The sequence below is a fragment of the Sphingomonas mangrovi genome (genome assembly GCF_047975845.1).
Taxonomy (GTDB): Bacteria; Pseudomonadota; Alphaproteobacteria; order Sphingomonadales; family Sphingomonadaceae; genus Sphingomonas.
On the sequence record NZ_JBIUCZ010000007.1, the window covers coordinates 78,466 to 105,172 of the forward strand.

24 protein-coding genes and 1 pseudogene are annotated in these 26,707 nt (G+C 66.0%); 13 read left to right on the plus strand and 12 right to left on the minus strand.

Annotated features, from left to right (window positions below):
* Window positions 1–2: 2 nt before the first annotated feature.
* Together ACBY01_RS05585 and ACBY01_RS05590 are read right to left on the minus strand one after the other, a co-directional pair.
* Window positions 3–275 (minus strand): MFS transporter, encoded by a 273-nt coding sequence (locus ACBY01_RS05585; protein ID WP_416459790.1) that lies wholly within the window; start codon window positions 273–275, stop codon window positions 3–5.
* 3 nt (window positions 276–278) lie between these two features.
* On the minus strand, window positions 279–977 hold the full coding sequence (locus ACBY01_RS05590; RefSeq protein WP_416459791.1) for a RibD family protein: 699 nt from the start codon (window positions 975–977) through the stop codon (window positions 279–281).
* A 603-nt stretch (window positions 978–1,580) separates the two neighbouring features.
* On the opposite strand from ACBY01_RS05590, the gene ACBY01_RS05595 reads away from it, so the two are divergent.
* The 7 genes from ACBY01_RS05595 (at window position 1,581) to ACBY01_RS05625 (ending at window position 6,024) form a co-directional block, all read left to right on the plus strand.
* The gene (locus ACBY01_RS05595; RefSeq protein WP_416459792.1) at window positions 1,581–2,498 is read left to right on the plus strand and encodes a LysR family transcriptional regulator; all 918 of its coding nucleotides are present in this window, start codon (window positions 1,581–1,583) and stop codon (window positions 2,496–2,498) included.
* A 92-nt stretch (window positions 2,499–2,590) separates the two neighbouring features.
* On the plus strand, window positions 2,591–3,643 hold the full coding sequence (locus tag ACBY01_RS05600; protein WP_416459793.1) for an NAD(P)-dependent alcohol dehydrogenase: 1,053 nt from the start codon (window positions 2,591–2,593) through the stop codon (window positions 3,641–3,643).
* On the plus strand, window positions 3,633–4,415 hold the full coding sequence (locus tag ACBY01_RS05605; RefSeq protein ID WP_416459794.1) for a glucose 1-dehydrogenase: 783 nt from the start codon (window positions 3,633–3,635) through the stop codon (window positions 4,413–4,415). Before ACBY01_RS05600 ends, ACBY01_RS05605 begins: the two co-directional genes overlap by 11 nt.
* A 41-nt stretch (window positions 4,416–4,456) precedes the next feature.
* Window positions 4,457–4,777, plus strand: a complete 321-nt coding sequence (locus tag ACBY01_RS05610) for a carboxymuconolactone decarboxylase family protein (protein WP_416459795.1) — start codon at window positions 4,457–4,459, stop codon at window positions 4,775–4,777.
* On the plus strand, window positions 4,777–5,010 hold the full coding sequence (locus ACBY01_RS05615; RefSeq protein ID WP_416459796.1) for a tautomerase family protein: 234 nt from the start codon (window positions 4,777–4,779) through the stop codon (window positions 5,008–5,010). Before ACBY01_RS05610 ends, ACBY01_RS05615 begins: the two co-directional genes overlap by 1 nt.
* Before the next feature lie 67 nt (window positions 5,011–5,077).
* Complete coding sequence (locus ACBY01_RS05620; protein ID WP_416459797.1) at window positions 5,078–5,863, plus strand: carboxymuconolactone decarboxylase family protein; 786 nt, start codon at window positions 5,078–5,080, stop codon at window positions 5,861–5,863.
* Entirely contained in the window at window positions 5,860–6,024 is a 165-nt protein-coding gene (locus tag ACBY01_RS05625; RefSeq protein WP_416459798.1) for a hypothetical protein, read from the plus strand. Before ACBY01_RS05620 ends, ACBY01_RS05625 begins: the two co-directional genes overlap by 4 nt.
* Window positions 6,025–6,144: 120 nt before the next feature.
* Here the strand turns inward: ACBY01_RS05625 and ACBY01_RS05630 are convergent.
* A pseudogene (locus ACBY01_RS05630) lies at window positions 6,145–6,435 on the minus strand (transposase).
* A 285-nt stretch (window positions 6,436–6,720) separates the two neighbouring features.
* Between ACBY01_RS05630 and ACBY01_RS05635 the strand changes: the two are divergent.
* Together ACBY01_RS05635 and ACBY01_RS05640 are read left to right on the plus strand one after the other, a co-directional pair.
* Window positions 6,721–9,480, plus strand: a complete 2,760-nt coding sequence (locus ACBY01_RS05635; RefSeq protein WP_416459799.1) for a TonB-dependent receptor — start codon at window positions 6,721–6,723, stop codon at window positions 9,478–9,480.
* Between the two features lie 185 nt (window positions 9,481–9,665).
* On the plus strand, window positions 9,666–12,914 hold the full coding sequence (locus ACBY01_RS05640; RefSeq protein ID WP_416459800.1) for a glycoside hydrolase family 2 TIM barrel-domain containing protein: 3,249 nt from the start codon (window positions 9,666–9,668) through the stop codon (window positions 12,912–12,914).
* 56 nt (window positions 12,915–12,970) lie between these two features.
* Here the strand turns inward: ACBY01_RS05640 and ACBY01_RS05645 are convergent, their stop codons facing one another.
* The 6 genes from ACBY01_RS05645 to ACBY01_RS05670 all read right to left on the minus strand — a co-directional run bounded on the left by ACBY01_RS05645 (window position 12,971) and on the right by ACBY01_RS05670 (window position 17,547).
* Window positions 12,971–14,005, minus strand: coding sequence for a LacI family DNA-binding transcriptional regulator (locus tag ACBY01_RS05645; RefSeq protein WP_416459801.1), 1,035 nt, complete (start codon window positions 14,003–14,005; stop codon window positions 12,971–12,973).
* Between the two features lie 203 nt (window positions 14,006–14,208).
* Window positions 14,209–14,802 carry an isochorismatase family protein gene (locus tag ACBY01_RS05650; RefSeq protein ID WP_416459802.1) on the minus strand — a complete coding sequence of 198 codons (594 nt, stop codon included), beginning with the start codon at window positions 14,800–14,802 and terminating at the stop codon, window positions 14,209–14,211.
* Window positions 14,799–15,785, minus strand: a complete 987-nt coding sequence (locus ACBY01_RS05655) for an aldo/keto reductase (protein WP_416459803.1) — start codon at window positions 15,783–15,785, stop codon at window positions 14,799–14,801. The genes ACBY01_RS05650 and ACBY01_RS05655 overlap by 4 nt, the downstream gene beginning before the upstream one ends.
* A gap of 68 nt (window positions 15,786–15,853) precedes the next feature.
* Window positions 15,854–16,729 (minus strand): aldo/keto reductase, encoded by an 876-nt coding sequence (locus ACBY01_RS05660; RefSeq protein WP_416459804.1) that lies wholly within the window; start codon window positions 16,727–16,729, stop codon window positions 15,854–15,856.
* Window positions 16,730–16,802: 73 nt separating this feature from the next.
* A complete protein-coding gene (locus tag ACBY01_RS05665) occupies window positions 16,803–17,051 on the minus strand; it encodes a tautomerase family protein (protein ID WP_416459806.1) in 249 nt (82 codons plus the stop codon).
* 4 nt (window positions 17,052–17,055) lie between these two features.
* Window positions 17,056–17,547 (minus strand): (R)-mandelonitrile lyase, encoded by a 492-nt coding sequence (locus tag ACBY01_RS05670; RefSeq protein ID WP_416459807.1) that lies wholly within the window; start codon window positions 17,545–17,547, stop codon window positions 17,056–17,058.
* A 153-nt stretch (window positions 17,548–17,700) separates the two neighbouring features.
* Between ACBY01_RS05670 and ACBY01_RS05675 the strand changes: the two genes are divergently transcribed.
* A complete protein-coding gene (locus ACBY01_RS05675) occupies window positions 17,701–18,603 on the plus strand; it encodes a LysR family transcriptional regulator (RefSeq protein ID WP_416459808.1) in 903 nt (300 codons plus the stop codon).
* Window positions 18,604–18,665: 62 nt separating this feature from the next.
* Here the strand turns inward: ACBY01_RS05675 and ACBY01_RS05680 are convergent, their stop codons facing one another.
* The 3 genes from ACBY01_RS05680 to ACBY01_RS05690 all read right to left on the minus strand — a co-directional run bounded on the left by ACBY01_RS05680 (window position 18,666) and on the right by ACBY01_RS05690 (window position 22,848).
* Entirely contained in the window at window positions 18,666–19,868 is a 1,203-nt protein-coding gene (locus ACBY01_RS05680; RefSeq protein ID WP_416459809.1) for a PepSY-associated TM helix domain-containing protein, read from the minus strand.
* Between the two features lie 2 nt (window positions 19,869–19,870).
* The gene (locus ACBY01_RS05685; protein ID WP_416459810.1) at window positions 19,871–22,072 is read right to left on the minus strand and encodes a TonB-dependent siderophore receptor; all 2,202 of its coding nucleotides are present in this window, start codon (window positions 22,070–22,072) and stop codon (window positions 19,871–19,873) included.
* 317 nt (window positions 22,073–22,389) lie between these two features.
* Window positions 22,390–22,848, minus strand: a complete 459-nt coding sequence (locus ACBY01_RS05690; protein WP_416459811.1) for a MarR family winged helix-turn-helix transcriptional regulator — start codon at window positions 22,846–22,848, stop codon at window positions 22,390–22,392.
* Between the two features lie 254 nt (window positions 22,849–23,102).
* On the opposite strand from ACBY01_RS05690, the gene ACBY01_RS05695 reads away from it, so the two are divergent.
* From ACBY01_RS05695 to ACBY01_RS05705, 3 genes are read left to right on the plus strand one after another with little or no spacing between them, the layout of a single operon-like run.
* Window positions 23,103–23,864, plus strand: a complete 762-nt coding sequence (locus ACBY01_RS05695; protein WP_416459812.1) for a hypothetical protein — start codon at window positions 23,103–23,105, stop codon at window positions 23,862–23,864.
* Window positions 23,865–23,909: 45 nt separating this feature from the next.
* Window positions 23,910–25,286: an NAD-dependent succinate-semialdehyde dehydrogenase gene (locus ACBY01_RS05700; RefSeq protein WP_416459813.1), complete on the plus strand. Its 1,377-nt coding sequence runs from the start codon at window positions 23,910–23,912 to the stop codon at window positions 25,284–25,286.
* Window positions 25,287–25,291: 5 nt separating this feature from the next.
* Window positions 25,292–26,707, plus strand: coding sequence for a dihydrolipoyl dehydrogenase (locus tag ACBY01_RS05705; protein ID WP_416459814.1), 1,416 nt, complete (start codon window positions 25,292–25,294; stop codon window positions 26,705–26,707).

The window sequence follows — 26,707 nt, forward strand, 5'->3', positions numbered from 1 at the left end:
CATCAGCGCCAGCCCAGCACCACAGCGCGCTTGGCTCCGCAACGATCCGCCAGGCTGCCCGCCCAGAAGCGGGTGACGAGCGCGGCGATGAACTGTCCCGCCGCCACCACGCCGACGACGGTCGGCCCAAAGCCCAGCACGTCGTGGACGTGGAGCGGCAGCACGGGAAGCGCCATGCCGATCGCCAGGAACGACAGGAACACTCCGCCCATCACCGGCAGTGTCGGCGCCATGTCGGTCCGCTTCGCGGCGGTGACGGGCGGAAGCGTGGCCATCGTTCAGCCGGCGGTGACCGTATAGCGGAGATGCACGGCGCCGCCGTCCAGCCGGTCGCAACCGGCGAGCGACAGCCTGGCCTTGCCCTTCAGCCCGTCCTCGCCCGCCTCGACGATGGCTGTGTTGGGCGCGCCATCAAGTGCGGGTGCAACCACCACGTGAAGTTCGTCCACCAGCCCGGCGGCAAGGAACGACCCGTTCACGTGGCCGCCCCCCTCCAGCATCAGCGTCTCGACGCCCAGTTCCCGCACGAGCGTCCGCATCAGCGGTGCGAGCGCCATGTCCTCGTCCTGCGCGACGAAGTACGACACGCCGTCCTCCGCAAGTTCGGCGAGATGGCTGTCGGGCACGTCGGGACCGAGCAGCACGACGACATGGTCGCCGTCGATCTCCGGCTTGGTGAAGTGCAGCTTGCCCGACCGGTCCAGCGCGATCGCGAACGGCCCCTCGCGTCGTGCGACATGGTGCGGGCGGGCGGGCGAATCGACATAGGCGGGCGGGTGCGGTTCGCCCTTGGCCATCTCGGCCATGGTCGTGCGCCCGACGATCCAGCCGTCCGCCTGCGCCGCGTCGTGAATTGCCTCGTAGGCGGTGCTCCAGTCCTCGCGCGTGCCGTCCGGGCTCGCGGTGTAGCGGCTCGGGTGCAGCCGTCCGTCGAGCGAGGACGTCATGAGGCAGATGATGCGGGGGCGGTCGGTCATGTGATCTCCGGGTGCGCTGTTCTGATGACACGTAGGGTGAGCAGCAGCGGGCGAAAGCTGAGCGGAGCCGGACGCGGCGATGATGCTCGCTCAACGCCATCGCTCGGCCATTCGAAGCCGAGCGGATCGGTTCTGAAGAAGCTTCGCTCGATTACGAGATTGAACGTATTTCACCTCGCAACGGTCCGCCGTCTCGATGAAGGGCAACGTGCCCGACAACTTCGCCGATTACGTCCGCATCGAGTCTCTCGCTTCGGGTGAGGAGCCGAGCCGTGTCGGCTCCGGCCACGTCACCTTCGCCCCGGGCGCGCGGACCAATCCGGTCGGTCAGTTCATCGTCATCACTGTCGGCAAGGACCGGGTGCAGACGGAGAGCGGGCCATGCGAGGCGGTCCGTTCCGGTGAAACCGTGTTCTTCGGCAAAGGCAGGAAGCATTGGCACGGCGCCACCGTCGACTACGGCATGAGCCACAATGCGGTAACCGAAATGGGCCCACGGCAAGGACATCGATCCGGTGGAGCCGGTAACCGACCCGGAATATCACGGGTCGGCGCGCTCGCTCGGTCGTTGCGCACGGGGTTGTCAAGGCTCATGATATTGCCATGCCAACCTCGCGTGCCGACCTCGCCGATTTCTCCTACTTCCTGGCGATCACACGCCACGGCAGCTTCCGCCGCGCGGCGCTCGACTTCGGTGTCAGCCCGTCCGCGCTCAGTCATTCGCTTCGCGGGCTGGAGGAGCGGATCGGCGTCCGCCTGCTCAATAGAACCAATCGTTCGGTCACGCTGACTGCAGCGGGCGAGGCGTTGCGCGATGCGATCGCCGATCCGTTTGAGCGGATCGATACCGCGGTCGACCTGCTCAACCGCTTCCGCGACGCGCCCGCCGGTCGAGTTCGCCTCAACGTCGTCGGCGATGCGGCGATCCTGCTGATCGCGCCGGTGATGCCGCAATTCGTCGACCGCTATCCTGACATGGCGGTCGACATCGTCGCCTCCAACCGGATGGTGGACATCGTGGCTGAGGGTTTCGATGCGGGCATCCGTCACGGCGGCACGGTGCCGGAGGACATGATCGCTCAGACGTTGTCGCCACCGATCCGCTGGGTGGTTGCAGGCGCGCCCGACTATTTCGCCCGGTTCGGCGTGCCACAGACGCCGGACGCCCTTGCCGCCCACCGCTGCCTCGGTGTGCGCCTAGGCGACGATCGCATCTACCGCTGGGAGTTCGAGGGCGAGGACGGGCCGTTCGACGTGGCGGTGCCGAGCACGGTCACTGTCGACGACAGCCGCCCGATGCTGGCGATGGCGCTGGGCGGCGCCGGGCTGATGTACGGGCCGGAGCCGATCGTCGCCGAGCATGTCGCCGCCGGCTCGCTTCGCCTCGTCCTGGAGGAGTGGGCGACGACCGGCCCCGGCTACCAGATATATCATCCCGGCCGCCGTCAACTGCCGACCGGGCTGAGATTGCTGATCGACCTGATCCGCGAGACGGCACCGATCGGTTTCTACCGCGCTTGATGAATGGCGCTCATCGCGGCGTAGAGCGATAGCGGCCTGATCGTCGGCCGCTCCGCTTCCCATATCGGGTCGGACACTGATGTGGAGACCCCATGACCGTTCAAGCATTTGGCGCGTTCGCCGCTGACAAGCCGCTCGAAGCCATGACCATCGAGCGCCGCACGCCCGGCGCGCACGATGTCGTGATCGACATCGCCTACTGCGGCGTGTGTCATTCCGACCTCCACACCGTGCGCGCCGAATGGGCAGGCACGCTGTACCCGTGCGTTCCCGGTCACGAGATCGTCGGCCGCGTCAGCGCAGTCGGCGACGAGGTCACGGCCTTTGCGACCGGTGACGTGGTCGGCGTCGGCTGCATGGTCGACAGCTGCCAGCATTGCGCCGAATGCGAGGCGGGCGAGGAGCAGTTCTGCCTCAACGGTATGACGCCCACCTATAACGGCCCGACCGAGACGGCGCCCGGCCATACGCTGGGCGGCTATGCCCAATCGATCGTGGTCAGCGACAAATTCGTGCTAAAGATCCGCCACCGCGAAGACCAGCTTGCCGCCGTCGCCCCGCTGCTTTGCGCGGGCATCACCACCTATTCGCCGCTGCGCCATTGGAACGTCGGACCGGGCAAGAAGGTGGGCATTGTCGGAATCGGCGGGCTGGGCCACATGGGCGTGAAGATCGCGCATGCGCTGGGCGCGCACGTCGTTGCCTTTACCACGTCGGAGGAGAAGCGAGAGGACGCGTTCCGGCTGGGCGCGGACGAGGTCATCAACTCGCGCGTGAGCGAGGAGATGGACGCGCATGCCCTGAGCTTTGATTTCATCCTCAACACCGTCGCTGCGAGCCACGACCTCAATGCCTACCTGAACCTGCTGAAGCGCGACGGTACCATGGCGCTGGTCGGCGTCCCCGAGCATCCGCACCCTGCGCCCGACATCGGGGCGCTGGTATTCAAACGACGTAGTCTCGCCGGATCGCTGATCGGCGGCATTCGCGAGACGCAGGAGATGCTCGATTTCTGCGCCGAACACGATGTGGTGGCAGATATTGAGATGATCCGCGCTGACGAAATCAACACTGCCTATGACCGGATGCAGCGCAGCGACGTGAAGTACCGCTTCGTCATCGACAACGCGACGCTTGCCGCGTGATACGATGAACCCGATTTACGACTTCTCGGGCAAAGTGGCGCTGGTGACGGGCGCCGCCATGGGCATGGGCCTCTCCGCCGCGCGCATGTTCGCCGCCAACGGCGCGGCGGTCGCGCTCGCCGATCTCGACGGCGACCTCGCCGAACGCGAGGCGAAGCGCATCTGCGACGGGGGCGGGCAGGCGATCGGCATCGCCTGCGATGTAGCGGACGAGGATCAGGTCGCGGCGATGGTGGACCGCACCGTCGCCGCGTTTGGCCGGCTCGACATGGCCTACAACAATGCCGGCATCCAGGTGCCGCCGTCCGATGCCGCCGACGAGCCGCTCGAAAGCTTCGAGCGCGTGACCGCGATCAACCAGCGCGGCGTCTGGGCGTGCATGAAGCACGAGCTGCGCGTGATGCGAGACCAAGGATCGGGCGCGATCGTCAACTGCTCGTCACTGGGCGGGCTGGTCGGCCTTCCGGGGCGCGCCTCCTATCACGGAACCAAGCATGCGGTGCTGGGCATGACCAAGAGCGCGGGCGTCGAATATGCCCCGCGCGGCATCCGCGTGAACGCGGTCTGCCCCGGTACGATCGAAACGCCGATGGTGGCGGACATGCTGGAAGGCCAGGCCGACGCGATGGCGGAGATCATGAAGCAGCAGTCGATCGGTCGCCTCGGCCGTGCGGACGAGGTCGCCGCCGCCGTCATGTGGCTGTGCAGCGACGCGGCGAGTTTCGTCGTCGGCGTCGGCCTGCCGGTCGATGGGGGCTTCACCGCGCATTGAGCGTTCCCCCCGTGCCTGCAAGCAACAGAGAGGCCCCTATCATGGCAGACGAACCGAACAACGCCCGCGACAGCTTTGGCGACATCGCGCCGCAACTCGCCGAGATCACCGACAGGACGCTGTTCGGCACGGTTTGGGAGGACCAGACGCTGTCGCCCCGCGAGCGAAGCCTGGTGACGATCACCACGCTGGTCGCGCAATACCGCCACAACGAGCTTGGCTTTCACCTGAAAAAGGGGCTGGAGAACGGCCTGTCTAAGGAGGAGATCATTGCTGCGATCACCCACATCGCCTTCTACGCCGGTTGGCCGAGCGCGATGACCGGGATTCAGCAGGCGCGCAAGGCGTTCGAGGACGCCTGATGCCTCACGTCCACGTCAAGATGTACGCCGGGCGCAGCGATGGCGAGAAGCAGGACCTCGCCGACCGAATTACGCAGGCGGTGACGACGGCGCTCGGCCATGACGATGATGCGGTGTCGGTCGCGATCGAAGACGTGCAGCCCACCGACTGGATGGTCGAGGTCTACGACCGCGACATCCGGGCCAACGAGGACAGGCTATTCAAGCAGCCCGGCTACAGTCCGCTCAAATGACGTAGCGGGACGGTGAGCGTCACTCATCGCCCCGTTCGACTGATCTCCAGCATCGGATCGACGCCCGATGCGTTGGTTGGTCATGGTGAAAATCAGGATAGCCGCCGCAGCGCCGCTGCTGATCGCGAGCCTGGCCTTGCCCTCTTCTGCTACAGCAAGGGCAGAGCCGCAGCAGGCTCCCGACTATGTCAGGCAGAGCGCCCCGGCGCTGGCGCGCTATACGCAGGACACGCTGTTCGGTGACTTGTGGAAGCGTTCCGACCTGTCCCCCCGCGACCGCAGCTTCATCACCGTTGCGACGCTGATCGCGACGGGCAAGGATGATCAGCTCGGATTTCACATCGGGCGCGCGCTCGACAACGGAGTGACGCCGGCCGAGATCGGCGGCATCATTACCCAGCTCGCCTTCTACGCCGGCTGGCCGAACGCTATGTCCGCGGCGAAGGTGGCCGATCAGGTGTTCAAGGAACGCGGCATCAAGACAGCTGCGGCGCAACCCGCGCGGGCGGCGATGCGGGCGGCACCGGAAGGCGACGGCAAGCGTTCGCAGTCCGTGCGCGAGGGCGTCGGCACCGTCGCTCCCACGCTCGCGGAGATGACCAACAAGGTGCTGTTCGACGATCTGTGGCGGCGCACCGACCTGTCGCCGCGTGACCGCAGTCTCGCCACCATCACCGCGTTAACCGCGGGCGGCGACGCGGCGCAGCTCGGCTTTCACCTGAAGACCGGCCTGTCTAACGGCCTCACCCGAGACACGATCGGCGCGGCGATGGCGCAGATCGCGTTCTACGCGGGCTGGCCGAAGGGCTATTCGGGCGCGACGGCGCTCCTCGACCTAGAGAAGGGGCGATGATCGACACGCTCGATTCGGGCAGGTCGGTGGTCGAATTCGCCGACCCGCACGACATGCTGACGCAAAACAGCAAGACGAACTCGTCCAAGATGCTGGAGGCGGGCGCATATTCGCGAACGAGCAATGCGCCGACGAGCATTTTGCCAAGATTATGGAATTGAAAATGGTTGTTGTATCTCCGCTACTGCCGTGAAGTACTTCATGCTGCGCGACGAGGGGCGGATCATCAACATTTCGGTCAACGGCAGGCCGGCGATCGACATCCCGCGCCTCCGGTCGGGCTACGCTCTCCCTACGCCCCAATCAGGGCGAATGCTGTGCCCGTCATACCTGGCGCGCGCATCCGCAGATGGGGTGCCTTTTGGACGCCGATAGCCGCAGCCCAAACGAACAAGGTAGCGCACGGCGTTGATCACCTCGCGGAAATCCACCTCGCGGGGAGTGCCCCGGCGTTCCGGCTTGGGCATCAAGGGCGCTAGGCGCTTTCATTCCTCCTTGATCAGATCTCTGGGGTAGCGCTTCGTCTTTCTGGCAATGCGGGCCATTCGCCCGCGGCTCTGCTGCGTGCACATGCAGAGCCTGAGTCGAACAGAACGTTCCTCCACAAACCCCCTCGCCAATTTTCCGAACAGCCTCTCATGAGTCGAAGCATCGACGAAGCTGCCGCGGTTCAGAATGAGCTTTGCCAGCGCTGGCAATAATTGCTTTGACGAGGATCGTATCGGCAGTTTACTCTGACAAATGTACGGATCGTGAAGGGTGAACACACCCGCAGGATCGTGGCGCAAGGCGGAAGACCTGCGGCGGAATCAACGGCTGTGTTGGATTCCCGTGCGACAGATCGGAGAGGATTCAACATGTCCGAGCTTACAGTGAGGCTGCTAACCGGCATCGGGGTAACGGCCGCGTTCCTGCCCAGTCTGGCGTTTGCACAAGAGACTGCCACTCCGGGGGTGGAGCAGGCGGAGGTGTTCGAGAGCCAGGCTTCCGCCGGTGAGGCCGGTCCCGCAGGCGACATCGTCGTGACGGGCTTTCGCCAGAGTCTTCGGACCGCCCAGAACATCAAGCGCAACGCATCCGAGATCGTCGACTCCATCGTCGCGGAGGACATCGGCAAGCTTCCGGACAACAATCTGGCGGAAGCGCTCCAGCGCGTTCCCGGCGTCCAGATCACGCGACATCACGGCGAAGGCAGCGGCATCTCGATCCGCGGTCTCACCCAGACGAGCACGTTGGTGAACGGCCGCGAGGCGTTCAGCGACAACGGCCGCAGCCTCTCGCTTGAGGCGATCCCGGCAGAGGTGCTGGCCGGGATCGACGTGTACAAGAACCCCTCCGCGGCGTTGATCGAAGGCGGCCTCGGCGGCGTCGTCAATCTGAAGACCCGTCGTCCATTCGATTTCGCCGGCTTTCAGGCCAGCCTGAGCGTCCGCAACAACTATTACGACTTCGTCGAGCGCTCGCGGCCGCAGGTGTCGGGGCTGGTCTCCACGCGCTTTGATACCGGCGCCGGGGAGATCGGCATCCTGCTGGGCGGCGCCTTCATACGGTCGGCGGGGCGTCGCGACCAGCAGGGCGCCGAACCCTTCAACAACCGCTACAACCTCGTCGACTTCAACGGCAACGGCGTGTTCGGAGGGATCGACGCCACCAACGCTGCCGCACAGGCGGTCGATCCGGGCGATCTCGTCCTCGCCCCCAACGGGGGCGGCGCCACGATCGAGATCACCGACCGGACGCGTACCGCCTTCAACGGCGCGATCCAGTGGAAGCCTAGCGAGCGCCTCTCCGTCTACTTCGAGGGCTTCTACAACCGGTACAAGTACGAGCAGGAAGGCTATCTGGCCTACGCAAATCGCGGGCCGCTGCTGGCCGCGCCGGATGCGACCTTCACCTTCCACGAGGGAACGAACGTCGTCCGGTCGGGATCGTACCGGGACGTCGAGTTCACCGCCAACGCCAGCCTGGCGCCCTCGCGGTCCCGGGTGTGGCAGCTGGCCGGCGGTGCCGAGTGGGAGGCGACGGACAATCTGAAGCTGTCGGCCGACCTGGCCTATACGGACTCGACCCGCACCAGCGACTTCAGCGCGACGCGCGTCGGCAACAACGGCAACACTGCCGGCACCCGGCTCGACTTCGACACGCAGGGCGATCAGGTCCTGCTGAACCTCACCGGGTTCGACTTCGACAACATCGCGAAATACCGGTTCCTGGAATCATTCGCGCAGACCGAGGTGGCAAGCAGCGACGGATGGGCCGGGCGCGCGGACGCCGAATACAGCTTCACCGACTCCGTGCTCAAATCCGTCTCGATCGGCGGGCGCTTCACCGACCGGAACGTCGACCGCAGGCAGGGGACGCAGAACCACTTCCCACCCGCAGCGCCCGGACAGCCGGCGAACACCTTCCCGGGAACGGTGTTGCCGGAAGCCTTCGTGCCGATCGGGCTGGCGAACAACTTCTACCGCAACGGCAACGTCCCCAATCCGATGAACGTCGTGCTTTCCGTGCCGATCTGGCTGCAGCGCGACCAGGCACGGCTCTGCCAGGTGTTCGGCGACACAGTCTGCGAGCCGCAGTTCAACCCTGCCAACACCTACTCGCAGCAGGAGCGCACCTATGCGGCCTATGGCCAGGCAGGGTTCGATCTGGAGCCGCTCGGCATCCCGGTCGACGGGACCTTCGGCGCACGGTACCTCAAGACCGAACTCTCGACCGTCGGCGTGGTGACCGCACCCACCGGGGCAACCTCGCCGATCAACCAGGATTCAAGCTACGAGAACTTCCTTCCCAGCGCGAACATCCGCTTCAAGATCATGCCCGACCTCTTCCTTCGCCTGGCCGCCGCGAAGCAGCTCACGCGCCCCGGGTTCGGCAGCCTCAGCCCGACGTTGAACGTGACCTCGCTGGCCGCGAGCGGCGTTCTCAACATCAACGCGGGCAATCCCGACCTCCGGCCGCTGCGTTCGACCTCGTACGACGCCAGCCTGGAGTATTACTTCACGCGCAACGGCTATGCGTATCTGTCGGGGTTCAAGAAGGACGTGAGCGGGTTCATCCAGAACTTCATCTCGCGCGAGACGGTGAATCTCCCTGCCTTCCCGAACGTGACGCAGGCCGACATCAACCGGCCGCAAAATGGCGATGATGGCTCGATCAAGGGCTTCGAAGTCGGCGTCCAGACCTTCTTCGACTTCCTGCCGCAGCCGCTCGACGGCTTCGGCATCCAGGCCAACTACACCTATGTGGACTCCAAGGCGCCGGGGCCGATCGCCGGCGAGACGGTGCCGCTGGAAGGTCTGTCGAAGAACAGCTACAATCTGGTCGGCTTCTACGAGAAGAACGGAATCCGCGCACGCGTCGCCTACACCTGGCGCGACGATTACGTCGAGACGACGAGCGGTCCGGGATCGGGCGCCTTGCCGATCTACGTGCGGCCCTTCGACCAGCTGGATGCGTCGATCGGCTACACCGTCAACGACCATTTCGACATCTCGCTGGATGCCTCCAATCTCCTCAATTCCTCCACCAACACCTATTTCGGCGAAACCATCCGCCCGCGCTTCAACAGTGTCGTCGACCGCCGCATCGGGCTGGTCGTCCGCATCAAGAGCTGAGCAGGCGGCGGGGTTCGCGATGGCGGTGTCGGCACGTGGGCGACGACGGCTTGCCCCGCGTGCCGATGCCCGCCCGCTTGTCGGGACGGACCAGGCATCGGAGAGAGGGGGTACGCATGGGGTGTTCTTGACCCTGCTGCCGCCGAGAGAACCGGGCGCGCCCGGACCCATTGGATGAGATGCAGATGAAGCTGGCAAGACTTGGTTCGTTCGTGGTCGCCGTTGCGGTCGCCGGAGGCGCCGTCGCGATTCCGGCGCAGCCGGGCGATCCGAAGGTCCATCCGGTTCAGGTCGATCCCAGCCGCCCGGATTGGGAGAACCCGGCGGTGTTCGCACGCGGCAAGCGTCCGGCGCGCGCGACCGGCTTCCCCTTCGAGAGCCGCGAGCGCGCCCTGTCCAGCGACCCCGCGCGATCAACCCGCTACCAGTCACTGAACGGGCTGTGGAAGTTCGCCTTCTCCCCGGGCGCGGACCAAGTGCCGACCGGGTTCGAAGATCCCGGCTTCGACGTGTCGCAGTGGCGGTCGATCAAGGTGCCCTCAGACTGGCAGGCGGAAGGCTATGGCCAGGCGGTCTATAACAACTGGAAATATCCTTTCCCGGCCAACCGCCCACTCATCCCGCACGCGACCAACCCGGTCGGTTCCTATCGGCGCGATTTCGACGTTCCGCGCGACTGGGACGGCAAGGACCTGATCCTGCACATCGGCGCGGCCGGCTCCGCCTATTACGTCTGGGTCAACGGACGGAAGGTCGGCTACGCCCAGGACAGCAAGCTGCCGTCGGAGTTCGACATCACGCCGTATGCGCGTACTGGCCGAAACACCGTTGCCATCCAGGTGTTCCGCTGGTCCGACGGCTCCTACCTGGAGGATCAGGACTTCTGGCGCGTGTCGGGAATCGAGCGCGACGTCTTCGTCATCGCGGCACCCAAGGCGCGCATCGATGACTTCTTCGTCCATGCGGATCTGGACGGCAGCTACCGCAACGGGCGCCTATCCACCGACCTCGTAGTGACGCCGGGGCCGAAGGCGCGCGCGCGCCTCACTTTGATGGACGGTGACAGGGTCCTTCTCCGCCGCGACGCTGTCGTCCCCGCGGGCGCCGCGCAGCGCAGCCTCACCCTGCGTGGGGACGTGCCCGCGGTCCGCGCCTGGACCGCCGAGACACCGAACCTCTACACGCTGCTGGTCGAACTGGAGGACTCCTCGGGGCGTCTCGTGCAGTCCACGCCGACGCAGATCGGCTTTCGCACGGTGGAGATGAAGGACGGCCTCGTCACCGTGAACGGGCGACCGATCACGATCCGGGGCGTGAACCGCCACGAGCATGATCCGGAGACGTTCCACGTCCTGTCGCGGGAATCGATGGAGCGCGACGTCCAGCTCATGAAGGCGAACAACGTCAACGCCATCCGCACCGCCCATTACCCGAACGACCCCTATCTCTACGAGCTTGCCGATCGCTACGGGCTCTACGTCATGGACGAGGCCAACATCGAGAGCCACGCCTATATGGAGATCGGCAACCGCTTGCCCGACAAACGCGCCGACTATCAGATCGGCTTCGATCCGGCATGGCGCGACGCGCATGTCAGCCGCGTGATGAACATGCTGGAGCGGGACAAGAACCATCCCTCGATCATCTTCTGGTCGCTCGGCAACGAGGCGGGCATCGGACCGACCTTCGAAGCGGCCGCGCAGCAGGTGAAGCAGCGCGATCCCGGCCGCCTGCTGAGCTACCTCGGCTGGGGACCGTTGCCGGTCGGCGATCACCGTCCCAACTGGTATGCCGACATCTATGCTCCGATGTACGATCCGGCCGTCAAGATGGCGGACTATGCGACGAACTGGTCGTTCCGTCAGCCAATGATCCAGTGCGAATATGCGCACATGATGGGCAATTCCGGGGGCGACCTGCAGGAATATTGGGATACGATCTATGCTCATCCTCACAAGCTGCAGGGCGGGTTCATCTGGGACTGGGTGGACCAGTCGATGTACGGCTACACCAAGGACGGTCGGCGCTACTGGGCCGACGGTGGCGAATACGGCCCCAATTATTCGGGAGACATCGAGTTCGGCGACGGCCTGATCCAGTCGGACCGGACGCCGAACCCGGCGCTGCACGAGCTGAAGAAGGTGTCCGCACCGATCCAGTTCGCGAACTTCGACCCTACCGATGGATCGGTTCAGGTGCGCAACCGGCAGGACTTCCTCGATCTCGGCCGATACCGCTTCGACTGGGAGGTGCTGGAGAACGGGCACGTCGTCGCGGCAGGGTCTCTGGAGGCACCGGATGTCGCCGCACGGGGATCGGGTACGCTCGTTGTTCCTGTTTCGACGATCGAGCGCCGTGCCGATGCGGAGTATTTCGTGACGGTTCGCGCGCGATCCACGGCAGCTCTGGTCCCCGGCGTTCCCGCTGGCGAGACGATCGCATGGGAGCAATTCTCCCTGTCGCCGTATACGGCGCCCGCGGCGCCTGCTTCGGGAGCGGTGTCGGTGGTCGAGAACGGAACCGAGGTGCGGTTTGCGGCGGCCGGGGCGGTCCTGATCCTGGACCGTCGCACCGGGCTGGTGACATCCTACGCCAAGAATGATCGGCAGCTTCTCGAGGGCGGCGCCCCCAACTTCTGGCGGGCCGAAACCGATCCCAGCCTCGGTACCGGCACCGCGAAGAAGCTGGCGATCTGGAAAGGCATGAGCGAAACGCGCGAGGTCTCGAGCGTCACGGTCCGGCACGATGCCGGCGGCACGGCCGAAGCCGTGGTGGAGTTCGCCTGGAAGGCGGGCTTCGCGGAACCCGCGGTGACCTTCCGTTCGGGATACCGCATGGCCGCCGACGGGTCCGTGCAGATCTCCGCCGCGTTCACACCGTTGCGGCAGGACCTCCCGCCACCGTTCCGGGTCGGACTCGCCTTCACGCTTCCCGGGGCGCTGACCACCGCCGAGTGGTACGGCCGCGGGCCGCACGAAAGCTACGTCGATCGTAAGCGTTCGGCGGCAGTCGGCCTGTGGCGCGGATCGCTCCGCGACCAGCCGCACGACTACATCCGGCCGCAGGAAACCGGCAACAAGGTGGACGTCCGCTGGATGGAGCTCTCCGGTGCGGACCGCGGCTTTCGGGTGGAGGGCTCCCGACCCTTGATGATGAACGTGCTGCCCTTCGCCTACGACACGCTGTACCGCCGCGCCCCTGGGACATGGAAATGGACCGACATCGCGATGGAGGAGGAGGGCACGTTGCTCGTCGACGTCTCGCAATGGGGGGTGGGCGGAGACAATCAGTGGAGCGACTTGGGGCAGCCTCTGCCACAATATCGCACGAAGCTCGAGCCGGCGTCGTTCGCCATTCGCCTGAGCCCCGGCGTCGCCGCTCCGCGCCCCGACGCGAAGCCGGGCGGCAACGAGGTACCGCCCTCGGGCGGCTGATGACTGGTTGCTGCGCGATCGTACGAACCGATCGCGCAGGGTCTTGAACCGCTGCGCTACTTGGGAGCCGGCCCGGTCGATTCCGCGGGCATCAGCGCGAGGGTCATCCTCGGCGTTGGCGGGATCTCATCGCCTTCGATCCGTGCAATGAGGCGTTCCGCCGCCGCTGCCGCCATTTCGGCGAAGGGGCGGTGGACCGAGGCGATCGCGGGCGTGAGCATCTTGGTGATGGGGCTGCCGTCGAAGCCCACTACCGAAAGAGCGCCCGGAACGGCGATGCCACGCCGGGCGGCGACCTTCAGCACACCGGCGGCCATGATGTCGTTCGCCGCGAACATGCCGGAGGGCGGGTTCGGTGCCGACAACAGCTGCTCCGCTCCCGCGACCCCCGAAACGAAGCCGTAATCCCCCGGCGCTTCCGCCACGGTGACGCCGGCCTCGCGCGATGTCTCCGCGAGGAAGCCCGCTCGGCGCTCTCTGGCGGAGGTGGCGTCCGCAGGGCCGTTGATGATCCCGAGCCTGCGATGGCCGAGATCCATGAGGAAGCGCGCGACCTGAGCACCGGCCACTCGCTCGTCACTCACGATCACATCCTGATAGCCTTCGAGAGCAATGGAGGAGAGGGCGACGGCAGCGATCGCGTTTCGGGAGAGCGTCGCGGGGAGGTGAAGAAACTCCGAAATCGGCGGCAAGACGATCAGCCCGTCCACTCGGGAGCGCTCCGCGAACGCGATCACGTCCTCTACAGCCTGTTGCGGCTCGAGCGGAGTGGGATGAACGATGACTTCGTAGCCCTTCGCAGCCGCCGCGTCGGCGAGGCTGCGCTGTATCGAACCCAGGACGAGGGCGTTACGATCATGATGGATCAGGCCGATAAGAAAGGACCGCCGCATCGCAAGCGCGCGCGCACGCGCACTCGGGCGAAAGCCGAGTTGTTCGATAACTAGCTCTACGCGCTTTCTCGTCTTTTCGTTGACCTTGGCAGACCTGTTCAGCACCCGGGAAACGGTGCGAATGGAGACGTCCGCGCCCGCCGCTACATCCTCGATCGTAGAGCTATTCTTACGGTGCACGCCGTTCACTCGGGTCATCGCCCTCTCATGCGCCCTGCTTGGCGCGCACGCAACGCCGTGCTGGCTGCGCGGGCACCCTCGATCTGGCCCCTCGCGCCGAGCGTGCAGTCGTTCTGAAATGCTTTCGTACGGCTTGAACTTGAGAAGGATTTACCTGGGGCGGGGCGCTGATGGAGCCTGCATGCTGGGGATGCGGCGGCAACGGTGCAGGCTTGGCGTCGTCAATCTTCGATCCGCATACCCATGAGGCGATGCACGATTGCAAAGACGTCCTGACCAGGCGACGCGTTGAAATCAGGGGCGGCCGTCATCAGAATATCCGCCACGGAGGTGACGATCGCGCCGGTACGCTCGATCCGCCGCAGCGCGGCCGTTTCGGTGCGCGCGGCGCGGGCGCCGCAGGCATCGAGTGCCACGACCACGCGATAGCCGCGCTCGATTGCGTCGAGCGCGGCGAACTGGACCACCGCTTCGACGGAATAGGCCGCAAGCACGATGGTCCGGCGTCCGGTCGCCTCGAGTGCGGCAGCGAAGGCATCGTCCCCGAAGGGGCTCGCGCAGCGCCGCGTGAACACTCGCTCCACCGTGGCGGATGGCGCAAGGCCCGGCAACGGGGTCGCGGATCCACCGTCCTCGGGCACCACGCTGAACAGCAGCGGCCAGCCGAGCAACCCCGCCGCCTCGGACAGCGCGGCGGCGCCGGCTTCGATCATCGCCGGCGTGTTGGTGCGGCTGTTGCGAACCAGCACCGGTTGCAGGTCGGCGAACAGGACGAGCGCGTCGGTGGGATCGACGGCTCGGGCCAACGCCGTCACCAGGCGTAGGCCATGGGCGCTTCACCGCCGGGGCCGGGCCATATCTCGTCGAGGCGCTTCAGCGTCTCTTCGGAGACGGTGACGTCGAGCGCGGCGATATTGTCGCGCAACTGGTCGAGGGTGCGCGGGCCGGTGATCGCCGCGGTGACGATCGGATTGTGGAGCAGCCACGCCAGCGCCACGTGCGCGGGTTCGGCCCCGATCTCGCGGCACAGTGCCTCATACCGCTCGACCTGCGGACGCACTTGGTCGAGCTGCTGGTTCAGCTTGTCGCTCGACCGGCGGCCCTCCTCATGCTTGGCCAGGATGCCCGTCAGCAGTCCCTGCCCGACCGGGCTCCACGGGATCAGCCCGATGCCGAGCGCGCGCAGCGCCGGGATCATCTCCAGCTCGATCGTCCGCTCGGTCAGGTTATAGAGGCTCTGCTCCGAGGCGAGGCCGAGCAGCCCGCGCTTCTCGGCTTCGTACTGCGCCTGCACGACGTTCCAGGCGGCGAAGTTGCTGGAGCCGACATAGGTGATCTTCCCCTCCCGGATCAGCTGCTCCATCGCCTGCCACACCTCGGCCCAGGGCGTGTCGGGATCGACATGGTGCATCTGGTAGAGGTCGATGTGATCGGTGCCGAGCCGCCTCAGGCTGGCCTCGCACGCGCGGCGGATGTGATAGGCGGAAAGATATTTATCGTTCGGCCCGGTCTCCATCGGCTGGTAGACCTTGGTCGCCAGCACGATGCGGTCGCGCTTGCCGGTCTTGGCCAGCCAGCGGCCGATGATCTCCTCGGAGATGCCGTACCCCTTCTCCATGTCGGGCTTCTGCGGCCCGCCATAGACGTCGGCTGTGTCGAAGTGGTTGATGCCGGCGTCCAGCGCCTCGTCCATGATGCGGAAGGCGGTCTGCTCGTCGGTCAGCTCGCCGAAGTTCATCGTGCCGAGGATCAGCGGGCTGACGCGGAGGCCGGTGCGGCCGAGATGGCGATAGTCCATGATCGTGCTCCTTCAGACGGGAAGGTGGGGGGAGCGGCTGGCTTCTCCGCCGCGACGCTCCCTCTGGCTCAGGCGGCTCGCTCGCGCTTCTTGCCGAACACGGGGAAGGCGGATGCCTCGCCGTAGTTGTCGCTCGCGTCGATCGCCTTCAGCGCCGCCATGTCGTCGTCCGAAATGGCGAAGTCGACCGCGGCGTTGCTGCGCAGGTGCTCCGGATTGCTGCTCTTGGGCAGCGGCAGCAGGCCGAGCTGGAGGCAGTAGCGGATGCCGAGCTGGGCGACGCCGACGTCGTAGCGATCGGCGATCCGGCGCAACTCCGGATGGTCGAGGATCGCACCGTGGCCGACCGGCGAATAGGCCCCGACCAGCATGCCCTTGCCGCGGCAGTAGTCGATCAGGTCGAACGGCGTGTTGCCGACGTGCGCGAGGACCTGGTTGACCATCGGTGCGACGCTGCCGTTGTCGATCAGATTGTCGAGGTCCGCGCGTTCAAAGTTGGACACGCCGATCGCGCGCAGCTTGCCCGCCTTGTGCGCGTCTTCCATCGCGCGCCACGCTTCCAGATTGCCTTCGTCGAACCGCTCGCCCTCGCGGAACTCGGCCCAGGGCTGCGGGCTGTGGATCAGCAGGAGGTCGATAGCGTCGAGGCCGAGCGTGGTCAGCGAGCCGTCGATACGCGCCTTGGCCTCCTCGTAGCTCTTCGCCTCGGCCACCAGCTTGGTCGTCACGAACAGCTCGTCGCGTGCGACGCCGCTGGCGCGCACCGCCTCGCCGACGCCGCGTTCGTTTTCATAGGCCTGGGCGGTGTCGATGTGGCGGTAGCCGGCGTCGATCGCGGCACGGACGACCTGCCCGACGGCGTCGTCGTCGATGCGCCACGTTCCGAGCCCCAGCTTCGGGATCGTGACGCCGTTCGACAGGGTGTAGGTTTCTTGGAGGATCATGTTTCGTCTCGCTGGATGCTCGGCGACGACCGCAGCCGGTCTCGTCTGCCGATTGAAGGTGGATGGCTGGGCTTCAGGACCTCGCTTGCCCCGGCCGCGGGCCGTACCCCGGCTCCTTGGCAAGCTGGTCCCACTTGCCCAGAATGTCGGGCTCGAAGACCTGCTCGGTCCAGTCCGCCGACGCGACCTCCTCGAAGGCGACCGACACTGCGTCGTCGCCGTAGCCGAGGATGCTTGTCACGTTCTGCGTGATGGCGTCGGCAAGTCGCTGCTTCTGCGTATCCGACTTGCCGGGCCAGAGCTTCACGATGACGTGCGGCACCGGATCATTCCTTGCCGAGCGGGGTGTTATATTCCTCGTCGGTCACCTTCTCCATCCACGTGACGTTTTTGCCGTCGATCGACTCCTGGATGGCGACATGGGTCATGCCGTCGTGCGGGGTGGCGCCGTGCCAATGCTTGTGCTCGGCCGGGCACCACAGCACGTCGCCGGCATGGAACTCGTATTTCGGACCGCCCTCGATCTGGGTCCAGCCGACGCCCTCGGTGACGATCAGCGTCTGGCCGGCAGGATGCGTGTGCCACGCCGTGCGCGCGCCGGGCTCGAAGTGGACGATCGCGCCCGTTACCCTCGACGGCGCCTCGCGCTGGAACTGCCCGGTGATCGTCGCCTTGCCGGTGAAGTATTCGGCCGGTCCTTCGACCGTCTTCATGTCTTCTTTGCGTTCGATGGTCATGGTGCTGGTTCCTTCCTGCGCGTGCGCCGCGCCCGATACCGAGATCAGGACGGCCATGGTCGCTGCATAAAGCTTCATCATCACGATCGATCCTTTCCCGGGCGGCGCGCCGGAATGGTGGCCGCTACACCCACGAGATAGGGTGGCGCACCTACCCGGATTAGTAGGCGCGTGATGGATGATCTGATGAGCCGCGCTCAACAATGCGCTATGGCGGCGACATGAGCCTGAGCCGTGCCGACCTGGCGGACTTCGCGTATTTCCGCGTATTTCATCGCCATCGCGAAGCATCGCAGCTTTCGGAAGGCTGCTTCGGAAATGGGGGTTTCGTCCTCCGCAATGAGCCATGCCATGACCGCATTGGAGGAGCGACGCGGGGTCCGGCTGCTCAACCGGACGACGCGAAGCGTGACCCTGACCGCCGCGGGCGAAGAACTGCAGGCCGGCATCGAGATTTCGCTACACACGATCGGCGAGGCGGCCGAGCGCCTCCACCGCTACCGCGACGTGCCTGCCGGGCGGATCAGGATCAACGTTCTCGAGGATGCGGTGCCGCTGCTGATCGAGCCCGTCATTCCGGCGTTCGTCGAGCGCTACCCGGAGGTCGAAGTCGACGTCAGCGTCAGCAATCGCTTGATCGACGTCGTCGACAGCGGTTTCGATGCCGGCATCCGCTACGGCGGCACGGTCCCCGAGGACATGATCGCACAGCGACTGTCCCAGGACATCCGCTGGGTCGCCGCCGCTGCCCCGACGTACCTCGAACGCTTCGGCGAACCGGCGACGCCGCAGGACCTGGCGAACCATCGCTGCGTGCGCATGCGGCTGGGGGACAACCGGATCTATCAGTGGGAGTTCGCACGCGGCGACGAGGAGATCGCCGTAGCGGTTCCTGGGCCGCTGACCGCCGACGGCAGCCACGCCGTCCTCGGTTTCGGACTCGGCGGCGCAGGCATCATCTACGGTGCGGAACCCGTGCTGCGTGCGCATGTGGAGCGAGGCGCATTGAAGGTCGTGCTGGCAGACTGGGCGGCAACGGGAAGCGGATTCCACGCCTATTACCCGAGCAGACGGCAGCTCCCGACCGGCCTGCGGCTGTTCATCGAACTGGTTCGAGAGTTTCAACCCGTCAAATAAACCTTCTCCAAAGGGAGGCAGTGCGGGTGCAAAGACCTGGCTTAGTTGCGAAGTTCCGATGATCAGCTGGCTCCGCCGATCGCGGATGGCGTCAAGGCCAGCGCCAGGAGGATCAGCGCGATGCCGACATATGCATATGCGCCCATCCCGGCCCATGCGATCCGGCGCGCCGTCCGCTGACCCTTCTCGGCTTTTTGCAGGCGTTTGGCGTAGATGATCACGCCCGTCCCCGACATGCCTGTCAGGACGAGTCCGAAGAGGAACCAGAGCGCCTTGGTCACCAGGCCTCCGAAGGTGCCGAAGTGAAGGGGGTCGGCCATCTCGGCGATCCGCTGATGGGCGTCGAGATCGGTGCCGTCGAGCGACGTGAGGATGCGGCCGTCGGCCGGATCGACCGCTACCTCATTGGCGCGATCCCGAACCAGCCAGGCGTGCTCCTGGCCGAGCAGCACCACGCCGTTCTTCTGCGTGAACCGGATTTCGCGAATGTCGAGAGAAGGGCGCTCGCGGCGTGCGCCGGCAATCAACCGATCGAGCTCGGCACCCGTCGGGACCGCGGCCGCCGATCTGACCTCCGCCAGACCGGGGACGGGCGCTCGTCCGCCCAGCGTCTCGACCAAATACCACATCCCGGTCAGCGCGATCAGGGCGACGAACCAGAGGCTCCACAGCCCGCCGAGACGGTGCAGATCCCCACTCAGCTTGCGGGCATCGCCGCCTTTCGGCAGCCGGAAAAAGCCGCGCCACCATTTCTTGTAGGTGACGATGCCGGTGATGAGCGAGGCCAGTAGCAGGAACGCGAGCGAACTCACGATCGGGATGCCGATCTTCGTCGGTAGCATGAGGTGGCGATGCACCTGCCGCAGGAAGCGATGGACATTGGCCCAGCCGTGCGTGCCGGTCACCCGTCCGCTCCACGGGTCGACATAGACGCGGCGGGGCGCGCCTTCGCCAGTGTCCATCAAGACCTCGGCCGTGAACCAGGGGTCGATAGGGGCATAGATGATCTGCAATCGCCCGTGCGGCTCGGCACGCGTGGCCGCAGCGGCAAGGGTGCCCCAGCTGACGCTGGGACCATCCTGCGGTGACGCTCGCATCGCGGGCGTCACCAGCCAGTCGATCTCGTGCGCGAAGACGGCCAACGTCCCGGTAGCCAGCACGAAGGTCATGAAGATCGCCAGCTTCAGCCCGGCCCAGCTATGGACCCGCCACCAGAGCGAGCGCCCCTTGGCCTTGGCTTTCGCATAACCCCCTGCCTTCACCACTTTCAGAACCGCAGGCGCAGTTCGGCCAGGAACGTGCGCGGCTCTCCGGGGAAGTGCCCGCTGCGATCCGAAAAGCCGGATGCGGCATAGACCTTGTCGAAGATGTTATCGACGCGCAGCAGCACTTCGGCGATGCCCAGGCTCTTGGTGATCGAGGCATCGAAGATGGTGTATGGCTTCACCGTCTGTCCGGACAGGCTGATGCGCCGCGACACGTGCTCGCCCCCGACCGCGAACGCCGTACCGATGGCGGGCACCTGATAACGCGTCCAGAAGCCGACCTTGTGCTTGGGCGCGTTGGCGAAGCGGTCGCCCACGGCGTTGATGATCGACTGCCCCTCGGCGGTGCCGGTGATCTTGGTGTCGTTGTAGCCGTAGTTCACCAGCAGCACCCAGTCGGGCGTGATGTCGGTGGTCAGGTCCACCTCGAAGCCCTTGCTGGTCACTTCGCCGATAGGCGCGAGCTGGTCGATGCCGTTGATCGGCGGCAGCGTGGGATCGACCTGGACGATGTTCTTGCGAACGATCCGGTATGCGGCCGCGTTCGCCTGCAGGCGGCCGTTGAACAGCTGGGTCTTCACCCCGCCTTCGACCTGGTTGCCCGTGACGGGGGCGAAGGGGCCGCCGGCGTCGCCGTTCTGGTCTGCGGCGGCTTGCGGTTCGAAGCTCTGCGACCAGCTGGCATAGAGCGATATGTCCGGCCGCGGCTTGTAGATCGCACCGCCACGAAACGTCACGTCGCTGTCGGAGTAGGAAGAGCGGCCCGTGGCGTCGCCGCCGGTGCTGGTCGTTACCCCGTCGTCGAACTTGTCATAGCGCACGCCCGCCACCAGCAGCAGCGCGTCGGTGAGGCTGATCTGGTCCTGGAGATAGGCGCCCTTGCGCTTGGTGCGGGTGTCGGTGGTGGTATAGGGCAACAGCGCCGCGCGCGCCGCGTCGCCCTCCGCCTGACCATAGACCGGGTTGCTCAGGCTGAGCGGGGGCACGCCCGCGCGCAGGATGCGCGATTGCAGCACGCTCTTTTCGTCGTACCAGTCGGCCCCGGCCTGGAACTTGTGCTCCATGCCCAGGATATCTACGCGCGCGGTCATGTTGGCCATGAACGACAAGCCGTCCACCGGGCGGATCTGATCGCGAAATTCGCGAACCACAAGGTCGGGGTTGCCGGCGACCAGACCGCGCGGCTCGTGGTACTTCTGCGTCTCCTTGGCCTTGAAGTAGCGCGCGCCGGCATCGAACGTCACCCTGTCGCCGATCGTCGTGGCATAGCGCGCCTGATAGGCTTCTGACCGCAGGTTCAGGAAATCGCTCTTCTCGTTGGCGTTCCAGCGGATGTCGGTCAGGAAGTTGCCGTCGTCGTCCACCAGCACGCCGCGCAGGCGGTTCGCCTGCAGTTCGTTGTCGTAGGCCGTCGCCTGGAGCGTCAGCTTGCCGCCTTCGTTGGTCCTGATCGCGATGCCCGCATCACCAATGCGCGACTTGTGCTGCGTGTTGCGGCGGTAGGGATCCGTCGATTCATGGAACCCGCCGAGGCGATAGGTGACAATTCCTCGGCTATCGATCGGGCCGGTCGCTTCGGCCGAGATCCCGACGCGATCATAGTTTCCTCCGGTGATCACGGCGCGCAGGCCAGTCTCGTCCCGGGGGGTCTTGGACACGTAGTTGATGATGCCGCCGGGCGACCCCGGGCCGAAGAACAGGCCTGCCGGGCCCTTCAGCACTTCGACCCGATCGATGTTGAACAGCTGGGGCACGGAAAAGCCGATGAACGGGTTGCCGCGCTGGCCGTCATAGAAGGACTGGTCCTGGCGAAAGCCGCGAAAGGTAACGCCGGAATAGCTGAAGAAGCTCACCCCGGAGATGTTGCGATAGATGTCGGTCGCATCGCGGGCGCCCTGGTCGGCGAACAGGTCCGAGTTGATGACCTGCACCGCCTGCGGAATGTTCATCGGGTCTTCAGCGGCTTTGCCGACTGTGGTTTCTTCGACGCGATACAGCCGCTGTGCGCGGCCGACGACGACGATCTCGTCAGTCGCAGCCGAGGGCTCTTGCGATCCGTTTTGTGCGAATGCGGGCACTGCGATAACGGAAACCGACGCGATCATCGCTGCCCTGGAAAACGACACCTGTGCTCCTCCTCGGATTAGAATTGCGAGGCATTCGCAATGATCGCGTCCGTTAACGGCTGAGCTGGCGATAACCAAGGGTATATTGCGAACTATTATCGACGCTGCGGGAGTGGGGTAGGTGCGTTTCGTCCCGCTGCTATGTCAGGGCGTTCGTCCGCGGTCTGTTCGCTGGCGCGGCCGCCGGCAGGACCGCCGCGCGATCGCGATCAGTCCGGCGACTGACCGGCTTCACGTTCCGAATGAAGCAAAGCCGGCTGCGCAGCGTCTGATTCTGATGGGCCACCGGATCCCGCAAGCGATGAGCTGGGCAGATGGATATGCGCGCATCCAGGCAGCCCCAGACGGATAGGCGATGCGGCAGTCCGCAGACCGCGCCGGCGCCCTACGCCGCGCTATCGGCGAGCGGGCTGGGCGGCGGCGAGCAGGTCGACGAGGTCGCTGACGGTGTCTCGAAGCGCCTCGATCTGCCCCGCGTCCTGGCCGCGCATCATGGTTTCCGGCACCGTTACCGCCCTTGCCCGGAGCGATCGACCCGCCTCCGTCAGCGAAACCAGCACGCGGCGCTCGTCCGCGCGATCGCGCTCTCGCCGGACCAGGCCGAGCGCCTCCATTCGTTTCAGCAGCGGTGTGACCGTGGCGCTGTCGAGGTGCAGCCGTCGGCCCAGCACGCCGACCGAAATCTCGTCGCGCTCCCATAGCACCAGCATCACCAGATATTGCGGATAGGTGAGTCCCAGCTCGGCCAGCACTGGCGCGTAGAGGCGGTTGATCAGGTTGCTCGCAGCATAGAACTGGAAGCAGAGCTGGCGATCGAGGGCCAACGGGTCTGCCGCGGCTACGCTCTCGTTCACACCTCCCATCATCCACCTTTCGCAGCGAACATGCCGGGCGGGCGAGAGGCCGAGGCCGCACGCTGAGCTATTTCGAAGAGAGGTGAGCGCAAGTGCTGCATCGCTGTCACGTTAGCGCGGACGTCGTCGATTGCCACTGGTCAAAAACCTCGTGCGCGACTTAATCGCTAGCGGTGGAACTATTTCGGGCTGCGGGGTTTGGATGCGTGCAAGCCGCCGCCTGGCGGGCAAACGGAAAAGAAAGGCATCGCCGGATGGAGCAGCTTGCCGACAAGTTTTGGAATTTTCGCGGGATTTTCAAAATCGGCGGGCTCATTGACGTTGGCACGCAGATGTCGCTGGTTCGGCGCGCCAACGGACGCTTCCTGCTGATCGACAGCTATTCGGCCACAGACTCCGACAAGCAGAGCCTGCTGGCGCTGACCGACAATGGCACCGCCGTTGACGCGATCATCAACGTGCATCCCTTTCACACGCTGCACTGCCGGGTGGCGCATCACTTGGCGCCGCACGCGCGGCTGATCGGCACGCGGCGCCATCGCGAGCAGGTGCCCGAACTGCCTTGGGAGGGCGGGGTGATCGAAGACCCGGCGATCCAGACCGAATTCGCCGCCGATCTGGAATTCACCGTTCCCGCCGGGCTCCAACTGGTGACGGCCGACGACAGCGTTCATGCCGCGTCGGTGCTCGTGCGACACCGCGAAAGCGCGATCGTGCACGTCGACGACACGCTGAACGTGCTCGCCGCGCCGGGGCCGCTGAAAGCCGTTCTTCCCCAGTCGCGGCTGCGCTTCCATCCGATGCTCGGCAAGGCGCTGGAGCCGCGCCCCGGCGCGGCGGATGCATTCGCCGCCTGGGCGCGCGGCCTTGCCGATCGCTGGGCGGGAACGCCGATCGTGTGCGCCGCCCATTCGGCAGTGCGCCGTCTGGCCGACGGCGGCTGGCGCGAGGAGGTCGGGCGCGCCCTCTCCGACGTCGAAAAGACGCTCGCGACGCATCGTTCGCGGCACGGCTGACCCGGCCTGCCGCCCACCTACTCCCCGAACAAGGATTCCTGCATCATGCACGACAATCAATTCCAGACGATCAATCCGCTGACCGAGGAGGTCATCGACACCTACGCCTTCCTGTCCGACGAAGAGGCGGCCGCCGTCGTTCAGGCGAGCCACGATGCCTTCCTGGACTGGCGGCTGCGCAGCCTGGAGGAGCGCGCGCAGGTGATCGCCGCCATCGCCCGGGCGCTGCGCGATTCGAAGGAGGAATTCGCGCAGTTGATGACGCGCGAAGTCGGCAAGCTGATCGGCGACAGCCGTGCGGAAGTCGATCTCGTCGCCGCGATCTGCGACTATACCGCACAGCATGGCCCCACGGAGCTCGCCGACGATACCCGCGAGGCGAACGGGGCGACCGCCTTCGTCACCCACGCGCCGATCGGTGTCGTCTACGGAATCCAGCCGTGGAACTTCCCCGCCTATCAGGCGGTGCGCTATTCGATCGCCAGCCTGATGGCGGGCAATGGCGTGCTGCTCAAGCATGCCGAAAGCTGCACCGGCAGCGGGCTGTTCCTGCGCGACCTGTACGAGCGCGCGGGCCTGCCGAAGGGGCTGTTCGGCGTGCTGATCATCACGCACGAGCAATCGGATCGGATCATCGAGAATGACCTGGTGCGCGGGGTAACCCTGACCGGCAGCGACCGCGCAGGCCGCGCAGTCGCCGCAAAGGCGGGCGAACTGGTCAAGAAGACCGTGCTCGAACTGGGCTCCAACGACGCCTATCTGGTGCTCGACGACGCCGATCTCGATCTGGCGGTGAAGACCTGCGTCGCAGGCCGCCTCTACAACAATGGCCAGACCTGCGTGAACGCCAAGCGCTTCATCGTCACCGAGAAGAACTACGACGCGTTCGTGAAGGGCTATGTCGAGCAGTTCGGCGCGATCACGATGGGCGATCCGACCGATGGCGACACCAAGCTCGGGCCGCTGGTGAGCCGCAGCCAGCGCGACCAGCTCGACCGGCAGGTCCGGGAAAGCGTCGCCAACGGTGCGCGCTTGCTGGTCGGTGGGGCGGTGCCCGATCGCACCGGCTGGTTCTATCCGGCCACGGTGCTTGCCGATGTCGCGCCGGGGCAGCCGGCCTATGACGACGAACTGTTCGGGCCGGCCGCCGCGATCATCCGCGCCAAGGACGACGACGACGCGATGCGGATCGCCAACGACAGCCGCTATGGCCTGGGTGGGGGGATCTTCAGCCGCAACGTCGATCGTGCGCGCGAGCTGGCGGCGAAGTTTTTCGATACCGGCATGGTGTTCATCAACAGCTTTGACGTCGCCACGCCCAGCCTGCCGTTCGGCGGCGTCAAGAATTCGGGCTATGGCCGCGAACATGGGCCTGAGGGCCTGAAGGAGTTCGTCAACGTCAAGTCGATCAAGATCGGCTGAGCACGATGGCGGAGCTTTTGCAGTGCGACGTCGCGGTGGTGGGAGCCGGCACCGCCGGACTCGCCGCCGAGCGCGCGGCGCGCAAGAATGGCGCATCCACGGTATTGATCGATCCCGCGTTCAAGGGGACGACCTGCGCAACCGTCGGCTGCATGCCTTCCAAGCTGCTGATCGCGGCAGCGAAGGAGGCGCGCAGCATCGGCCGTGCCGGGCTGTTCGGGATCGAGGTGGAGTCGGTGCGGATCGACGGCGCGGCCGTGCTGCGCCGGGTGCGCAGCGAACGCGACCGCTTCGCCGCCCGCACCCGCGAGTCGTCGATCCACTCCCTGCCGGACGGCGTCGCAATCCGTGCCCGGGCGCGGTTCGACAGTCCGAACCGGCTGGTGCTGGACGACGGCCGCGCGATCGAGGCGCGCGCGATCGTGATCGCCACCGGTTCGGCGCCGGTGCTGCCGCCGCCGTTCGCGGCGCTCGGCGATGCGGCGCTCACCAGCGACGGCATCTTCGATCTCTCCGATCTGCCGAAGCGGCTGGCTGTGGTCGGCTCGGGGGCGATCGGGCTCGAACTGGCGCAGGCCTTCGCGCACCTCGGCGTCGCGGTCGCGCTGTTCGACAAGGGGCAGCACATGGCAAAGCTGCGCTGCCCCAAGGTGCACGCCACCCTGCGCGACGTCCTCGAACGCGATCTCGCCCTGCATCTGGGCGTCGAGGTGTCGCCCGAGCCGGCGAAGGAGGGAGTGTGCCTGCGCTGGACCGGCGACGACGCGGGTGAGGCGGTCTTCGACAAGGTGCTGGTTGCGGTCGGACGGCGCCCGCAGTTGGCAGCGCTCGCGCTGGAAAAGACGGGGCTGCCGCTCGACGAAGAGGGCGTGCCGCTGCACGACCGCGCGACGATGCGCTGTGGCGACAGCGCGATCTTCCTGGCCGGCGACGTCGCGGCCGATCTGCCGCTGCTCCACGAAGCCTCGCACGACGGTGCCATCGCCGGGCGTAATGCCGCGGCCTTTCCGGCGCCGATCAGGGCGTCACGCAACACCGCCTTCAGCATCACCTTCACAGAACCTGCGCTCGCCACCATCGGCAAGGCCGAAGCGGACGGTGCCGTCACCGGCACCGCGACATTCGCCGATCAGGGACGCGCACGCGTGGAGGGTCGTAACGACGGCGTGCTGACGCTCTATGCCGCCGCACCCGAAGGGCGGCTGATCGGCGCCGATCTGATCGCGCCGGCCGGCGAGCATCTGGCGCATATGCTCGCCTGGGCGATCCAGCGCGGCACCACCGCAACGGAACTGCTCGAAATGCCCTTCTATCACCCGACCATCGAGGAAGGTCTGAAGCAGGCGCTGCGGACGATCTGTGCCTCGACCCCCATTCCACTGCCACAGGACCAGGACACCGGTACACCTGCTGGTGCCTGA

What these genes read in the sequence shown, in the direction of transcription:
- ACBY01_RS05585 (WP_416459790.1), bottom strand. Translation starts at nt 275, where the DNA reads ATGGCCACGCTTCCGCCCGTCACCGCCGCGAAGCGGACCGACATGGCG.
- ACBY01_RS05590 (WP_416459791.1), bottom strand. Translation starts at nt 977, where the DNA reads ATGACCGACCGCCCCCGCATCATCTGCCTCATGACGTCCTCGCTCGAC.
- ACBY01_RS05595 (WP_416459792.1), top strand. Translation starts at nt 1,581, where the DNA reads ATGCCAACCTCGCGTGCCGACCTCGCCGATTTCTCCTACTTCCTGGCG.
- ACBY01_RS05600 (WP_416459793.1), top strand. Translation starts at nt 2,591, where the DNA reads ATGACCGTTCAAGCATTTGGCGCGTTCGCCGCTGACAAGCCGCTCGAA.
- ACBY01_RS05610 (WP_416459795.1), top strand. Translation starts at nt 4,457, where the DNA reads ATGGCAGACGAACCGAACAACGCCCGCGACAGCTTTGGCGACATCGCG.
- ACBY01_RS05615 (WP_416459796.1), top strand. Translation starts at nt 4,777, where the DNA reads ATGCCTCACGTCCACGTCAAGATGTACGCCGGGCGCAGCGATGGCGAG.
- ACBY01_RS05620 (WP_416459797.1), top strand. Translation starts at nt 5,078, where the DNA reads ATGCGTTGGTTGGTCATGGTGAAAATCAGGATAGCCGCCGCAGCGCCG.
- ACBY01_RS05625 (WP_416459798.1), top strand. Translation starts at nt 5,860, where the DNA reads ATGATCGACACGCTCGATTCGGGCAGGTCGGTGGTCGAATTCGCCGAC.
- ACBY01_RS05635 (WP_416459799.1), top strand. Translation starts at nt 6,721, where the DNA reads ATGTCCGAGCTTACAGTGAGGCTGCTAACCGGCATCGGGGTAACGGCC.
- ACBY01_RS05640 (WP_416459800.1), top strand. Translation starts at nt 9,666, where the DNA reads ATGAAGCTGGCAAGACTTGGTTCGTTCGTGGTCGCCGTTGCGGTCGCC.
- ACBY01_RS05645 (WP_416459801.1), bottom strand. Translation starts at nt 14,005, where the DNA reads ATGACCCGAGTGAACGGCGTGCACCGTAAGAATAGCTCTACGATCGAG.
- ACBY01_RS05655 (WP_416459803.1), bottom strand. Translation starts at nt 15,785, where the DNA reads ATGGACTATCGCCATCTCGGCCGCACCGGCCTCCGCGTCAGCCCGCTG.
- ACBY01_RS05660 (WP_416459804.1), bottom strand. Translation starts at nt 16,729, where the DNA reads ATGATCCTCCAAGAAACCTACACCCTGTCGAACGGCGTCACGATCCCG.
- ACBY01_RS05670 (WP_416459807.1), bottom strand. Translation starts at nt 17,547, where the DNA reads ATGATGAAGCTTTATGCAGCGACCATGGCCGTCCTGATCTCGGTATCG.
- ACBY01_RS05695 (WP_416459812.1), top strand. Translation starts at nt 23,103, where the DNA reads ATGGAGCAGCTTGCCGACAAGTTTTGGAATTTTCGCGGGATTTTCAAA.
- ACBY01_RS05700 (WP_416459813.1), top strand. Translation starts at nt 23,910, where the DNA reads ATGCACGACAATCAATTCCAGACGATCAATCCGCTGACCGAGGAGGTC.
- ACBY01_RS05705 (WP_416459814.1), top strand. Translation starts at nt 25,292, where the DNA reads ATGGCGGAGCTTTTGCAGTGCGACGTCGCGGTGGTGGGAGCCGGCACC.